At 62.5% G+C, this 13,105-nt stretch carries 16 protein-coding genes and 2 pseudogenes; 1 reads left to right on the top strand and 17 read right to left on the bottom strand.

The features are described 5' to 3' along the window. Positions 1-41: 41 nt before the first annotated feature. The 7 genes from RPMA_RS10950 to RPMA_RS10920 all read right to left on the bottom strand — a co-directional run bounded on the left by RPMA_RS10950 (position 42) and on the right by RPMA_RS10920 (position 4,569). Positions 42-443, bottom strand: coding sequence for a hypothetical protein (locus RPMA_RS10950; protein ID WP_211912830.1), 402 nt, complete (start codon positions 441-443; stop codon positions 42-44). Then, positions 433-915: a Panacea domain-containing protein gene (locus tag RPMA_RS10945; RefSeq protein ID WP_249225629.1), complete on the bottom strand. Its 483-nt coding sequence runs from the start codon at positions 913-915 to the stop codon at positions 433-435. The genes RPMA_RS10950 and RPMA_RS10945 overlap by 11 nt, the downstream gene beginning before the upstream one ends. A 346-nt stretch (positions 916-1,261) precedes the next feature. Beyond that, the gene (locus RPMA_RS10940) at positions 1,262-2,524 is read right to left on the bottom strand and encodes a phage major capsid protein (RefSeq protein ID WP_211912828.1); all 1,263 of its coding nucleotides are present in this window, start codon (positions 2,522-2,524) and stop codon (positions 1,262-1,264) included. Beyond that, entirely contained in the window at positions 2,521-3,192 is a 672-nt protein-coding gene (locus tag RPMA_RS10935) for an HK97 family phage prohead protease (protein WP_211912827.1), read from the bottom strand. Before RPMA_RS10935 ends, RPMA_RS10940 begins: the two co-directional genes overlap by 4 nt. 253 nt (positions 3,193-3,445) lie before the next feature. Beyond that, entirely contained in the window at positions 3,446-3,616 is a 171-nt protein-coding gene (locus RPMA_RS10930; protein ID WP_211913879.1) for a hypothetical protein, read from the bottom strand. 20 nt (positions 3,617-3,636) lie between these two features. Further along, entirely contained in the window at positions 3,637-3,861 is a 225-nt protein-coding gene (locus RPMA_RS10925) for a hypothetical protein (protein WP_211912826.1), read from the bottom strand. Between the two features lie 39 nt (positions 3,862-3,900). Beyond that, a complete protein-coding gene (locus RPMA_RS10920; RefSeq protein ID WP_211912825.1) occupies positions 3,901-4,569 on the bottom strand; it encodes a metallophosphoesterase in 669 nt (222 codons plus the stop codon). A gap of 195 nt (positions 4,570-4,764) precedes the next feature. On the opposite strand from RPMA_RS10920, the gene RPMA_RS10915 reads away from it, so the two are divergent. Then, entirely contained in the window at positions 4,765-4,959 is a 195-nt protein-coding gene (locus tag RPMA_RS10915; protein ID WP_211912824.1) for a hypothetical protein, read from the top strand. On the opposite strand, the pseudogene RPMA_RS10910 reads toward RPMA_RS10915, so the two are convergent. The 10 genes and pseudogenes from RPMA_RS10910 to RPMA_RS10865 all read right to left on the bottom strand — a co-directional run bounded on the left by RPMA_RS10910 (position 4,951) and on the right by RPMA_RS10865 (position 12,997). Beyond that, positions 4,951-6,125, bottom strand: a pseudogene (locus RPMA_RS10910) (phage portal protein). The gene RPMA_RS10915 and the pseudogene RPMA_RS10910 sit on opposite strands and share 9 nt — an antisense overlap. A 13-nt stretch (positions 6,126-6,138) precedes the next feature. Then, positions 6,139-7,410 (bottom strand): DNA-packaging protein, encoded by a 1,272-nt coding sequence (locus RPMA_RS10905; RefSeq protein WP_211913609.1) that lies wholly within the window; start codon positions 7,408-7,410, stop codon positions 6,139-6,141. Beyond that, positions 7,379-8,008, bottom strand: a complete 630-nt coding sequence (locus RPMA_RS10900; RefSeq protein ID WP_211912823.1) for a hypothetical protein — start codon at positions 8,006-8,008, stop codon at positions 7,379-7,381. Before RPMA_RS10900 ends, RPMA_RS10905 begins: the two co-directional genes overlap by 32 nt. 76 nt (positions 8,009-8,084) lie before the next feature. Further along, a complete protein-coding gene (locus RPMA_RS10895; RefSeq protein ID WP_211912822.1) occupies positions 8,085-8,237 on the bottom strand; it encodes a hypothetical protein in 153 nt (50 codons plus the stop codon). A gap of 306 nt (positions 8,238-8,543) precedes the next feature. After that, a complete protein-coding gene (locus RPMA_RS10890; RefSeq protein WP_211912821.1) occupies positions 8,544-8,843 on the bottom strand; it encodes a DUF3551 domain-containing protein in 300 nt (99 codons plus the stop codon). Between the two features lie 22 nt (positions 8,844-8,865). Further along, the gene (locus RPMA_RS10885) at positions 8,866-9,141 is read right to left on the bottom strand and encodes a DUF3551 domain-containing protein (protein WP_211912820.1); all 276 of its coding nucleotides are present in this window, start codon (positions 9,139-9,141) and stop codon (positions 8,866-8,868) included. A 197-nt stretch (positions 9,142-9,338) separates the two neighbouring features. After that, a complete protein-coding gene (locus RPMA_RS10880; RefSeq protein ID WP_211912819.1) occupies positions 9,339-9,503 on the bottom strand; it encodes a Flp family type IVb pilin in 165 nt (54 codons plus the stop codon). Positions 9,504-9,655: 152 nt separating this feature from the next. After that, positions 9,656-9,949, bottom strand: coding sequence for a hypothetical protein (locus RPMA_RS10875; protein WP_211912818.1), 294 nt, complete (start codon positions 9,947-9,949; stop codon positions 9,656-9,658). Further along, on the bottom strand, positions 9,946-11,265 hold the full coding sequence (locus RPMA_RS10870) for an EF-hand domain-containing protein (protein WP_211912817.1): 1,320 nt from the start codon (positions 11,263-11,265) through the stop codon (positions 9,946-9,948). Before RPMA_RS10870 ends, RPMA_RS10875 begins: the two co-directional genes overlap by 4 nt. Before the next feature lie 131 nt (positions 11,266-11,396). Next, positions 11,397-12,997, bottom strand: a pseudogene (locus tag RPMA_RS10865) (MDR family MFS transporter). Positions 12,998-13,105: the final 108 nt, after the last annotated feature.

Here is a 13,105-nt window from a genome sequence, read left to right as displayed (position 1 = left end):
GTGCGTGAGTTGATGCATACGCAATTTCCGCCTTGTCGGGGTCAGGCATTCTTCTTGAAGTAGTGCCTGGCCCATCCAGGCGTAAAATCTGAAGCCTCTACCCCGTCGCAAATTCTCGTAAACTGCTCGTCCGGCATTTCGCCCCGTGGCTTATATGTCCAGCCGGCCACGCATTTCGAGATATGGGCTGATCGCAGCTTCTCGATCTTGCCGTACATGACAAAGCTCTGCGCCGTTACGAAGTCATGACAGCCGGCATCCAGCACACATGTCGGATCGTGTTTGACGCCCGCCTTAACCGAACTCAGCGACACCGCAAGGTGAAACCCTTGTTCGCAGGCTTCCGTTAGAATAACGAACAAATGGTGCCGATCGGGATCATCATGCGTTCCCGATGGAATCAAGATGCACTTCTTTTTGGATGGCACCCATTCATCGAGCATGGGCCAGAGACTCGTCGAGAGACCGAAGCGCTTCAATTTCGCTCTCGATGTCTTGACTGTTCTCCTTGCCGAGAAATTTCAGGACGCGCTGATAAGGGATCGGCGTCGAAGATCCGTTGGGGTCTTCCCACTCCGGACAGTGCTGATGCGTATAGTCGCGCAATTCGAACGGCTTCATACCGCCAAACTTTTCCCAGATCGCATCCAGCACACGCAGCTCTGCCTTGGAAAGCTCATCCAGATCATCGATGGTAATGTCGGGCCGCGCGAGGCCAAGCTGATAGTCCGCCCGATCATTGACGAATTCAGACCACCCGCCCCGGTCCACCTCATAGCCATTGACGTAGTTATACGTCATCGACGTCACAGGACCGTGCGGCATGGACACAAGTTTGTCGAACAGGATCGGCATATCATAGCGATCGAGGAATTCACGATCAGCGAGATAAAGCAGCTTTGCGAGCTTCAGCACGTTGATCTTGCCGCCCGACTTGCTGGCAAAAAATGCAGCGACCTGGGCAGCCTTGCGAACCTTATATCCGGGAATGGACATATCGAGAGCCCTCAATCACGCTGCGAAAGTCGGCGCCCCACAATTGGCAATCGCGCTGGTACTCTATTTGTTCCACAGAGGCTGTTTCTATGCGTTCGTCCGGATTCTATCAATAGCCGGATGAATGGCAGCTTAAAGAAACACTACCAGGAGTGGCTGAACCGCCACATGATGTGGCAGCGCGTGATCCGAAGCGCCGCGACGACCAACCGGGGACAGAGCGCAAGCGAGCCTGCCCCCCATCCCCCGGAAGTCATTGAGCTCGTCAGCTCACCGCAAACTTCAGCAGCTTGATCGCATCAAAGTCCTGCACGCCGCCGCCCACCCGCTTTGTGGTGTAGAACAGCACATAGGGCTTAGAGCTATAGGGATCGCGCAGCACGCGCACGCCCTGGCGGTCCACGATCAGATAGCCGCGCTTGAAATCGCCGAAGGCGATGGACAGCGAATTTGCTCCGACATCCGGCATGTCCTCGGTATCCGCGAGCGGGAAGCCGATCAGGCTGGCGCGGCTGGAGGCGGTGGCCGGCGGCTGCCAGATATAGACGCCGGTGGTGTCCTTGAACTTGCGGATCAAGGCCTGCGTGCGGCGGTTCATCACGAAGGTCGCGTTCTGCCGATAGCCGGCCTTCAGCGCATAGATCAGATCGACCAGGCTGTCCGACGGATTGGAGGCCGCGAAGGCGCCCGCGACGCCGGTGGCGATATGGCCGAGATTGCCCCAGGTCCATGCGGCATTGGCCACCGTCGTGTAGTTTAGAAAGCCCTTCGGCTTGTTGACGCCGTCGCCATTGACGAAGGCGATGCCCTCCTGCTCGGCAAAGACCTGATCGATCTCGCTGGCCAGCCACTCGTCGAGATTGACCGCGGCGTCATCCAGCAGTGTCGCCGTGGCGGCCGGCATCGCGTAAAGCTCCATGGCCGGAAACGACAGCGCATCCAGCGTCGGAGATGCGGTCTGCGGCCGCGCTGCGGTCTCGCCGACCCAGCCGGTGGCCGGGCCCGAGGTCATGAACGGCTTCTTGTAGACGCTGCCGGAAATGGTGCGCACGCCGGCAATGCTGCGGATCGGTGAAATCGCCGCCAGCCGTTCGGCAATCACCGTGTCCAGCTCCACCGGCACCAGATAGCCGCCGTCGGGGTTCGAGCCCACGGACATCGCCTTGGTCTCGATGGCGCGCAGGCCCTCGCTGGCGCCCGAGCGCACATAGGCGTCGAAGGCCGATTTGTGCTCGCTCACCGCCGGCTTGCTGCCGGGCTCCGCCGCCATCACCGGCCGCGCCGCCCGTAGCACCACGGCATCCAGCCGCCGCTGCTGCGCATCCAGCGCCGCATTGATGCGGTCCACTTTCTGCTCCAGCAACACGTCACTGCGTTTGTGCTCGATCTCCGCCAGGCGCTCGTCATTGGCGGCCTTGAAGTCCTCGAAGGTCTGGCGAAGTTCGTCATAGCTTTCACGCGGCGTGGCGAAGCCGGCCGAAAAGCCAGCCTTGTGTTCGGGGGCAGCGTCGGTGAGATCGAAATTCATGATGTCGTCTCCGTGGGTTGAGATGGGGTGATTGGTGAGAAGAGCGCAGTGGCGCGGCCGATGCCGCGCAGCGCCTGTTTTCGAGCGGCGCGGGAGTGCAGTGAACACGCCACCACTCTCCCGCGCCTTGCAGGCGGCGGCGGTGCGTCCGCGCCGCCACCTGGACCCATTAATTGCTGCCATTCGCGCTCCGCGGCGCTGCGCAGGCGCGTCTGCTTCACGGCATCGACGCGAGCGCCGTCGAGCAGCGGGAATGTCACCAGCGAGATCTCCCAGAGATCGACCTCGTGCAGCCGGCGGATCCGCGTCTTCGGATCGATCGCACCGCGCCGGGTGCGATAGCCGATCGACAGCCCGTCCACGGCGCCGGCCTTGAGCAGCGCATAGAGTTCGCGCGCCCGCGTCACTTCGGGGATCAGCTTTCCGCGCGCCCACAGCCCGCGCATGTCTTCGCGCAGCTCCAGCCAGATACCCACGGGCTCTGAGGGATCGTGCTGGAACAGCATTGGAATGCGCCGGACGCCGCGCTGCTGCAGCGTCAGTTTGAAGGCGCCGGGCATCACCATGTCGCGCGCCTGGTCGATGGCGCCGAACAGCGAGGCATAGCCCTCGATGAGGCCATCCGGCGTCAGCGCCAGACGCGCGGGATCAGGCGTGGGCGCAAGCATGGCGACCTCGGGGATGAGGGGTGTGTGATTAAGCTTGGTCAGCAGTGTCCCCTCCCTCCAGCACAGCGAAGCTGTGCGCAGTGCGGAGGGTCAGGGCGAGCCACGGCGAAGCTCGCAGAGCGAAGACGGGTGGGGTGCTTCCACAAGTGATGTCGCTTGCGGACACACCCCACCCGTCTCGCAGCTCGCTGAACGCTCGCTGCGATCCACCCTCCCCGCTGCGCGGCTTCGCCGCTTGAGGGAGGGAAAAGAGCTACGCCTTTTGCCGCACGGCCTTGCGCCGCATCGGCGCATTCGCGCCGGGCGGCTGGCGTTGCAGCTGGTCGAGATGGGCGAGAAATTCGCGAAACACGCTCAGATGATCCTTCGCCGCCTTGGTCTCCGGCCGGATCGCGCGCAGCACGTCATGCAACCTGTCCATCATCGCACTCCTGGGAAGCGCGATCATTCGCGATCGCTTTGGCCATCATTGTCCGCGCCGCATTTGCGCCGCCCGACACGGCGATTGAACAGCGCCAGCTGGCGGACGAATTCGTCGAAGCGGCGCGACGCACCGGCCAGCTCGCGCAGCGCGAACAGCGCGGCGAGACTCGCCACCGACGCCCACAGGAACAGCGCCAGATGCGCGAGATCACCCCGCTCGTTGAAGGTGCGGATCAATTCATTCATCGGTTGGCCTTGAAACAAGAGAGGGCCGCGCCGGCGGCGTCACACAGCCGGCGGCGCCGTCACCGTAATGACCTCCACCGGCCCGCCCGGCACATGGTCGTCGAACACGCCGATCGCCAGCCGCCCGGTCTTCCAGGCATTGGTGTCGAGATTGCTGCGGTTCGCCAGCAGCAGCGGCCCGTCGGGATGGCGGTCATGGCCATGCACCACATGTTTGCCGCCGAGCCCGCTGTCGTCGTCATCGGCATAGCGCTTGGTCAGCAGCGTCCACACATCTTGCGCACGCAGCGGCAAGGCCGGTTCGACGCCGGCATGCACATAGACCCGGTGCGCATCCTCGTGAAACAGCGGCCGGCCATCGAGCCAGTCCACGTCATGCACCGGCACATCGGCGGCATCACCGCCATAGGACATCAGCGCAGCGTCGCCGCCCTTTTCCAGCCAGTCGGTAATGGCAATGTCGCCGCGCAGCGCCGCCACCATCAAGGCATCGTGATTGCCTTTCAGCGTCACCACGCGCCACGAGGCCGGCAGCCCCGTCCGCAGCCGCGCGATCACACCGCGCGAGTCCGGCCCCTTGTCGACGAAATCACCGAGCACGACCAATGTCGCCGGCGCGTCCATGGCATGCGCAACGATGCGCGCCAGTGCGAGATCCAGCAGGTCGCGGCGGCCGTGCAGATCGGGAATGACATAGGTCAGCGGCATCACATGACTCTATCCTGATGACTGGTTCACTTCCACCGGAGGCCCCGTCATCAATGTCGTCATCGTCCTGTCACAACAGCGAAACGCAGCCATGCCGAAACGACGGGCTGAGCTTGATGCAGCGCAAGCTGCGGATCACACGCTGTGTCACATTGTGCGCAACGCCCGATCAGGACGTGCCTCACGGAAACTGCCATGGCCGAGATCGACACCCCGCACACCACACACACGATCCAGGAGATCATTGCGCGCGAGCTCGACAAGTTCGAGCTGGAGGAAAGCGCGTTCAATGCCAGCGACCGCCGCGAACGCGCCGCCGCGCTCGGCCTGCCGCTGTCGCTCGATGACAAGGCGGATCGTGCCAGGCGCGAGCCGTCCTCGTCACATTAGGCGGTCCCCGCCCTGCACCGGCGCATAGCCCACCGCCGCGCGTTTTTCGTTCAGCGTCAAAAATTCCGCGGCATTGACGCGCTCCCATAACGCAACGCGATCGGCGGCCAATGCGTCGATGCGATCGGTGTCGATCTCGACGCGGATGCCGTCGCCATATTCGGGCGCCAGCCATTGCACCAGTGCATCGCCGGTGCGCGCGGCCAGCGGCAGCACGGTCTGGCGGAAGAACATGCGATTGGCTTCCTGGAAATTGGCGAATGTGTTGTCGCCGGGAATACCGAGCAGCATCGGCGGCACGCCGAAGGCCAAGGCGATCTCGCGCGCCGCGGTATGGCGCGCTTCAAGGAAATCCATGTCCTTCGGCGTCAGCGCCATCGGCTTCCAGTCGAGCCCGCCTTCCAGCAACAGCGGCCGGCCCGCATTGACCGCGCCCTGATAATTGCCCTCGAGCTCGCGCTTGAGGCGATCGAATTGCGCATCGTTGAGCACCGATCCCTCCGCGCCGGCATAGACCAGCGCGCCGGAGGGCCGCGCGGCATTGTCGAGCAGCGCCTTGTTCCATTTCGCCGAGGCGTTGTGCGTGTCGAGCGCGGTCGCCGCCGCATCGATGGGCGCGAGGCCATAGTGATCGTCGAGCGGATGGAAGAAGGTCAAATGCAGGATCGGCGGCACGCGGGTGGCGGTCTGGTCGAACCGCACGCTGCGGCCGTTGACATTGTAGTCGTAGGCGTCGGCCCAGCCGTCATGGCCGGCGATCAGCTTCATGCGGTCGGGCCGCAGCGCATAGAGTTCGCGCACGGCATCGTCCAGCGTCACCGCTTCGAGATAGGCATTGCCGGCGAGCAGCAGATGCGCGTAGAGCGTCTCGAAGAACACGCTGCCGTCCTGGCGCGGATTGGGCCGCGTCAACAGTTGCAGCAGCGGATGCGCCTCGCTTTCATCGGCGCCGTCGAACACGATGAAACGGCACGCCGCCGCATTCTCCGCGATCAGCCGGACGGCGCGATGCACGACGGCATTCGCCATATATCCCTCGCGCGCCAGCGACGCGTAATCCCTGGCCGTCCACCGCGCCCTCCCTCACACTGGTATGCGAGAAATTTCGCCGCGCGCGACACCTTGCTCTCCGGCGGCGCGAGATAGGCTTTCAGGCGTGAGAACATCGGTATGCTCCGCTTACAGCATTCGTATCCGCGGCCCGTCGCCCGGCCGGTTCAGCGCCAGCGATGCGACAGCCCAGACCAGTGCATCCAGCCGATCCGGCGATTTCCCAGAAGACAATCCCGTGCTCGCAAAGTCGCACATCTCGTCTTCGAGTTCGGCGAAGCCTCCGACATGCCTGACGCGTCCTTGTTCGTACAATGTCGCTACAGGCTCGGCACGCAGCCACTTATTACGGTTGGCGCGCACCGACGTTACCGGCACGCCGGCATCGATCTCGTTGATCACGGTGCGCACCATGTCGCCGCCCTGATTGACCTCCACGACCAGCGCATCGGCCTGCAGCCGCCGCCACAGTGCAATCGCCTTGTTGGCCCACATCGTCGGCGTGGCATGCGCCACGCTCTCGTCGGCCAGGACGTAGACCGCGCCGCTCTCTGCAATCCCCGCTGCGACGATGCCGCATGCATCGGCCCGCTTGCCCGATGTGGCCGGCGGATCGACGGCCACGACAATACGCTGCAGCGACGGCGCGCCGGAGACGCGACATTGTTCGAGCAACGTCCGCGACCACAAGGCGTCCGGCCGGTCATCAATGATCTCGCCGTTCAGCTCCTGTCGCCCCAGCCGCGTGCCGGCATAGCGGCGCAGCACGTTCTGCAGAAAGTTCGGCGCGAGGTGATAGGCATTCGCCAGCGTCGCCGCGTGCGTGATCACCGTGCCGGGATCCGCCATCAGGCGTTTTAGCAACGCGCCTGGCCGTGGCGTCGTGGTGATGATCTGGCGTGGATGGTCGCCTAATCTCAGCCCGAATTGCAGCATGTCGAATGCCGCCTCGGCCTGTCGCCACTTCGCCATCTCGTCGGACCACGCGCAGTGGAATTGCGGCCCGCGCAGGCTGTCCGGATCCTCTGCCGAAAACACCTCTGCAATAGCGCCATTGTGCCATTGCAGCCGTCGTCGCGACGGCGTCCACACCGGTCGCTCGCCACGCTGATGCACGCTCAGAATGCCCGACACGCCCTCGATCATGACTTCGCGGACATCGTGTTCGGTCTCGCCCACCAGCGCGATACGGCCGGCCTTGCGGTCGGCCAGCGGTGGTAGTCCCAAGGCCTGCGCGCGAATCCATTCGGCTCCGGCCCGCGTCTTGCCGGCACCGCGGCCGCCGATCAGGAGCCAGGTCAGCCACGCCTCGCCACTGGCTGTCCGCTCCGGAGGTATCTGATGGTCGTGGGCAAATACATCCCAACGGTCAGCCAGAAACCGGATCTCCGCCGCCGGCATGGTCGACCACAGGAAGCGTCGATCGTCCATCGATGCGTTCTGCCAGACGGTGAGAAAGTCGCTCACGGAGTTCGTCGAGGTCACGCGGCCGGTCGGCATTGTAATCAGGACCTCGCTTGTCACCGCCCTGCTCTTTCTTCAATTCATTGAGCACACGCACCAACATCGCGATGGTGCGCGCCTGGCGCTCGCCGTCGGCCATATTGCAGCCGGCACCCGCCGTAATCCCGTCGATGGCATCCAGTCGGCGCGCGATCACGTCGGCAAGACGATTGATGAGTTGCAAGCGCGATGCCAGATGTTTGCGTTTGGGCAGCGAAGCCACCGCAACCGGCACAGCAATGTCACCCTTCAACACAGATAAGTCCGGCGACTCGGCCCCGCATGAAATCGCGGCTGGCTTCGCGGCGCGGACTCGTTGCGAACGTTTGACGCCGACAGCAACCTTTCTCTTTTGCTCAGTATCGGCGGTGCTTTTAAGGTCACCCCGCTTCTGTCGTGCCGTCTCACTCGTCGCAGTCTTGCGTGTTCTGACGTCACACGCAGCAACGGCCCGCGCCGGCTTCTGCACCGTGCGGACTTTCGATTTTCGAGCCATGTGTGCAACTCACTTTGCGACGCCTAAAGCGTCGCGGTGACGTCACGCCGTCGAAGACTGCATCAATGCCAGGCGATTACGTGCGGAAAAAAACGAACCACACCACGGCAAGGATGAGGACGGCGAGACCGGTACTGATGGACAACAGGGCCAGCACCGACGGGCCGGGTTCGGCCTGGCGCGCCTCGGTTGCCGTTTCAGTAATCTGTTCGTTTTCTTGGGTTGCCATCGCGTCCTCGCTTCGCTCGGGCGACATATCGAGATCGATCGCCCGGGTGCATCAAGGCACCTCATTCACAGGTGCCAAACGCATCCTGCTGAAAAAGCAACGCATCATCGGAAACGATGTTCCGGTATCAAGGCGAGCACTGATGATCGAAAACAAGCTCCGCTGCAGGGCCTTCATGCGAATATCCCGCGTGTTGCGAACCCAATTCTGGAGCATGCAGTAAACCTACCTCCACAGCGCAACGCTGTCAAGGCTATAAATCCTAGAATAAGAAATTAGTCACCAATCCGGGTTTCTTGCGCAGCGTCAGCGTGTTGGACGCTGCGGCGGCTGCGACCAGTTGGCGCCGGGCGCGCTGGTGATCTTGTCGGGATAATCGATATTGATCACGCAATTGCCGCGCATGTCGGCTGCCGCCTGCAGGCATTGCCTATAATCGAAGAACTCGCAGATCTGCGGCAGTGGGAAGCCGCGTGGTCCAGTGATGAGCACGCAGAACGGCGGAATATTGGAGCGCGCGCCTTTGGCAGGCCGCGCATCGGCTGTCATCGGTGCGACAATCGCCGACGCCAATGCGGCGGCCATGAAGAAACGGCTGGATATCATGTCAGTCCCTAGATGATGTAGATCACCGCATACGACGGCCGCGCGGCGTTGGCGATGCGGCAGAACCGCCGCGATATTCCACATTGCCAACGCAGTTGCCGCGCGATCCGACCGACGCGGCGATGCATTGCTCATATGTGGAATAAATGCAATTGCCTACATAGGTGCCGGAACCGTTGGTGCCGCTCTGCGCGATGCAATATTGCGCGCCGTCAGCGAGTACCGGCGAAGGTGCAGCCAACAGAAAAGCTGCGGAGGCCAGGCCAGCCAGTGCGGCCAGTCGCAGATGCAAAGTCATGATCATTGCCCCATATGAAAATGCGCGGGCAAATGCCCGCGCAAGATCATATAGGCAGTGTCATCGCCACGAATAGGACATTCACGACATTGCGTTCCAGCAAGACAGCCACGTCTTGTGCGAATGCACCGCGATGACAGCAAGGCAACGGTGGCAATATCCCGGGCAGTACGGGGACCAGGCCGCCCTTCCCTTTCCTATTTCAGCGACGTATTCACGGCAGCGTAGCGGCCATTGAGCGTGGAGCCGAGCCCCTGCACGGTGGCAATGATGGCGAGGCTGATGCCGCAGGCGATCAGCGCATATTCGATGGCGGTCGCACCGGAATCATCTTTTGCAAAGTTCGAAATCAAACGCAGCACTTCTGCCTCCTCGCTTCGATGCCGAAATTCTTCCGTCACCGTCCCCAGCAATGGTTGCACGGTACAGGCGAGAAGTTGCGGTCAAGTTCATGAACAGCATCAATTATGAATTAATGATGTGGTAACTATCTGCGCCGGGGCCAGCGCACCGATCAGTTGCTGCAGGTAGCGCCCTTCTTGATCCCGCTTTCCTCGACGACCACGCATGAATGACCGGGGTCACCGTCAGGGTAAGGCACCCCATTCATCACCAGAAACGTCACGGAGTGCGCGCCGCCGAGCCCCGCCGGAAAACGAGTTTTGCGATTTACGATATATTCGCCGCGACGGTTCTGCGTCAGAGCGCCCGTCTGCAGCAATTGAACCAGCCCAGCCTGCTGCGGCAGCACCTCGTAATTCTCAGCCTTTTCGCTACCAACCACCGCTGTCGCATCGATCTCGATCACACCGCCCGGAGAAACCGGTTGAGTTCATTTTTGGCATCGCTTGCGGGTGCTTGCGCGATGACACTGCTTTGCGGCCCGGCCGCAGTGAGTTCGAAAGTAGGGTATTTGTCGGCTGCTCGTTTACGTGCCGAGGCAACCTTGCCCGACGGAATGGAAAACGCAGCGACCTCATAAACCGCCACCGTCGTCTCTGCCGCTTTACCGGCCGCGACGCGCACTGTGCCCGAGGCCTGCAACGAACCGCTTGTCGGCATTTCATAGAAATAGTTGAGGCAGTTCGAACGGTCGAAGAAAGTCAGGCGATCGCGACTCAATCCCGTCGCTCCGACCAGCGGTCGTTTGCCCGGCGGGCCACCATTCGGCCCGGTCAACGCGCTCGTCAGCACCACGCGCTCGATGCGGTCGGTGGCTCCGGAAAATTGCCAGATGGTCGCTGCATAGGTCGGGATCACCACATAAAGCGGCTCAGTGCCGGGCTCGACGATGACTCGGCCGGCATGCACCACGGTCTCCTGCGCGCCTAGCGTCACGCTCGACAGCGCTTCCGTCTCGTAGGCGCTCAGCAGCATGACCTTCGCATTCGCAGACGCCTTCGGCATTTCGCAACCCGCACGCTCGGCGCGCGTGCTGTAGTCAACATATTCCTGCCGCGAGATCGTCCCGTCCTTGTCATCGTCGATGCTGCGAAACAGGTCCTGCCCCGCAGCCTCGAACTCAGCCCATGACACGGTTTTGGGCGATCCCGTATCGGTTTCCAGGAAACGTTTGACCCGGTTGGACAACAGCCAGCCTTGCCCGCGGCGCTCGAGCGGTTTTGTCGCCTCGGAAAAACTGATCTTGCCGTCCTTGTCCACGTCCAGTGCCAGCGTCTGCCGAACTTTGGTGTCGACCATCCTTGCTAGATTTGCAGCGGCCGCATTCTTGTCGTGCGCATTGGCAGACGGTGCATTCAGGATCGTGCGGGACTCATAGCGCGCACCGCGGCGGATTTCGTCCTCGGTAACAAAGCCGTCGCCATCAAGATCGTAGCGCATGATTCCCAGCGAGTGGGACCGGACCTGCGCCGCCTCGATCGTTGCATGCAGATCGACATCATGCGCAGTCAATTGCTCGTCGCTATCCGCATCGGCCAGATCGAAGCTGGAGCGAAGTCCCGCAAGATATTGCTGTAGAGACGCCCCCGCCTGCGGCGGCTGCAACAAGGATTCATGCATTTGCACCGCAGAGCGTTGTGCGAATGCCGTCCCATAAGCAGACATCACGGCAAAAGATGCCGCACAAGCACCGATCAGACGGATCAAGCCGGATGACTGCATGCTGATACTCCCCGATCAGCCGTCGTAAATAACAGTCGGACTGCAGGCAAGCACGACCTGCGATTGCAAGCGATCGCGGTTAAACAATGCTTGCAGGGATAGCGGGGAAACGCGACGGTCGAATGAACCGCCTATTCCGCCACCACGCTCGCCACTTCTTTCGCCGGCCCAGCCAGCGGGCGTTCTTCCATCAGCACAAGGAAAAACGCAGCCAGCGCCAGCATGGCCGCGGCAGATTCGAATACGTAGCGGAAGGCCTCGACCATGTCGTGCCGCGCGATCGCCTGCGTCGCCTGGGCGTGTTCGCCCGCGATGGTCAGGTTCGGCCCCAGCGCCATCAGCAGCACCGTGGTGAAAGCCGCCACCGTGAAGGACGACACCAGCGCACGGAAGAAGTTCATCGCGCCGGTGACCGTGCCGACCTGCGGTCGCGGCACCGCGTTCTGGATCGAGACCAGGCTGACCGGGAAGATCATGCCAAGGCCGATGGCGAGAATGCCGAGCATGGTGAGCAACTGCCACAGCGGCAGCGGCGTCAGCAATGCGATGGCCAGCCCCATCACGGCGGCGACCGAGGTGCCGAAAATGGCGATCCGCTTGTAGTGCACCGCTCTGGCCATGGTGCGGCCGGCGATCAGCGCGCCCAGCACCGACACCGCAGCGATCGGGATCAGCGCGAGTCCGGCTTCGGCGGCGGTCAGTCCGTAGACCACCTCGTAGTAGAGCGGCATATGCACGGTGAGTCCGAGCATCGCGCCCATGCAGCAGCCCCGGCGGCCATCGCATAGGGCACCACGCGTCCGCCGATCAGCGACAGCGGCAGGAACGGCTGCTCGGTATGCATCGCATGCCAGACGAACGCGAAGCCGATGGCGACGGCAGAGCCGAGCAGCGCGATGATGGTTGGCGACATCCACGAAAAGCGCGTGCCGCCCCAGGTCAGCGCCAGCATGAAGGCGACGGCCGAGACCATCAGCATGATGCCGCCGAGCCAGTCGACCTTGCGGCGACGATGGAAGACCGGAATCTTCTTCATGTTCGGCAGCATCAGAGCGAGCGCGCCGATACCGAGCGGGATGTTGATCCAGAAGATCATCGACCAGTGCAGATGTTCGGCGAATACGCCGCCGAGGATCGGGCCGCCGATACCGGCCGCGACCCAGACGCTGCTGAAATAGGCCTGATACTGGCCGCGCTCCTTCGGCGAGACGACGTCGGAAATGATGGTCTGCACGATGGGAAGGATGCCGCCGCCGCCGAGGCCCTGCAACGCGCGGGCGATGATGAGCGTGATCATGTTCGGCGCCAGCGCGCACAGCACCGAGCCGACCAGAAACAACGCCATCGCGGCGATGATCGTGGCGCGGCGACCATAGATGTCGCTGAGCGTACCGAACACCGGCGCCACGGCGGTGGAGGCCAGCAGATAGGCGGTGATCACCCAGGACAGGTTGGAGACGTCGTCGAATTGCCGACCGATGGTGGGCAGCGCCGAGGCAACGATGGTCTGGTCAAGCGCCGCCAGGAACATCGCCAGCAGCAGGCTGATCAGGATGGTGCGGATTTCGGCCTGCGTCAGCGGCGCGGGCGTAACCGGCGGCGGCGCATGCGTGAGGTCGATGGTTTCGGTCGGAATGCGCGACAGTTCTTCGGCAATTTCATCGGACAGAATGTCGTCGGACAATGGCTGGTCGTCGGGCGCACCGCGACTCTGGCGTTCAATCTTGTTCATGAAGACTTCGATGCAACGGAAAATCTCGGGAAAAATCACGCTGTCGGCGGCACAAAAACAGCGCGCGCCCGAACACTGCGAGAAATCTATGCCTCCCCGCAGTCACGC

The sequence above is a fragment of the Tardiphaga alba genome, from assembly GCF_018279705.1.
Classification (GTDB): Bacteria; Pseudomonadota; Alphaproteobacteria; order Rhizobiales; family Xanthobacteraceae; genus Tardiphaga; species Tardiphaga alba.
Note: the sequence above shows the minus strand (reverse complement) of the source record. Positions and strands in the feature narration are given on the sequence as shown.

Excerpts from the sequence above, each read along its gene's own strand:
- RPMA_RS10950 (WP_211912830.1), bottom strand. The coding sequence starts at position 443 with ATGCTCGATGAATGGGTGCCATCCAAAAAGAAGTGCATCTTGATTCCA.
- RPMA_RS10940 (WP_211912828.1), bottom strand. The coding sequence starts at position 2,524 with ATGAATTTCGATCTCACCGACGCTGCCCCCGAACACAAGGCTGGCTTT.
- RPMA_RS10935 (WP_211912827.1), bottom strand. The coding sequence starts at position 3,192 with ATGCTTGCGCCCACGCCTGATCCCGCGCGTCTGGCGCTGACGCCGGAT.
- RPMA_RS10930 (WP_211913879.1), bottom strand. The coding sequence starts at position 3,616 with ATGATGGACAGGTTGCATGACGTGCTGCGCGCGATCCGGCCGGAGACC.
- RPMA_RS10925 (WP_211912826.1), bottom strand. The coding sequence starts at position 3,861 with ATGAATGAATTGATCCGCACCTTCAACGAGCGGGGTGATCTCGCGCAT.
- RPMA_RS10920 (WP_211912825.1), bottom strand. The coding sequence starts at position 4,569 with ATGCCGCTGACCTATGTCATTCCCGATCTGCACGGCCGCCGCGACCTG.
- RPMA_RS10915 (WP_211912824.1), top strand. The coding sequence starts at position 4,765 with ATGGCCGAGATCGACACCCCGCACACCACACACACGATCCAGGAGATC.
- RPMA_RS10905 (WP_211913609.1), bottom strand. The coding sequence starts at position 7,410 with ATGCCGGCGGCGGAGATCCGGTTTCTGGCTGACCGTTGGGATGTATTT.
- RPMA_RS10900 (WP_211912823.1), bottom strand. The coding sequence starts at position 8,008 with ATGGCTCGAAAATCGAAAGTCCGCACGGTGCAGAAGCCGGCGCGGGCC.
- RPMA_RS10895 (WP_211912822.1), bottom strand. The coding sequence starts at position 8,237 with ATGGCAACCCAAGAAAACGAACAGATTACTGAAACGGCAACCGAGGCG.
- RPMA_RS10890 (WP_211912821.1), bottom strand. The coding sequence starts at position 8,843 with ATGATATCCAGCCGTTTCTTCATGGCCGCCGCATTGGCGTCGGCGATT.
- RPMA_RS10885 (WP_211912820.1), bottom strand. The coding sequence starts at position 9,141 with ATGACTTTGCATCTGCGACTGGCCGCACTGGCTGGCCTGGCCTCCGCA.
- RPMA_RS10870 (WP_211912817.1), bottom strand. The coding sequence starts at position 11,265 with ATGCAGTCATCCGGCTTGATCCGTCTGATCGGTGCTTGTGCGGCATCT.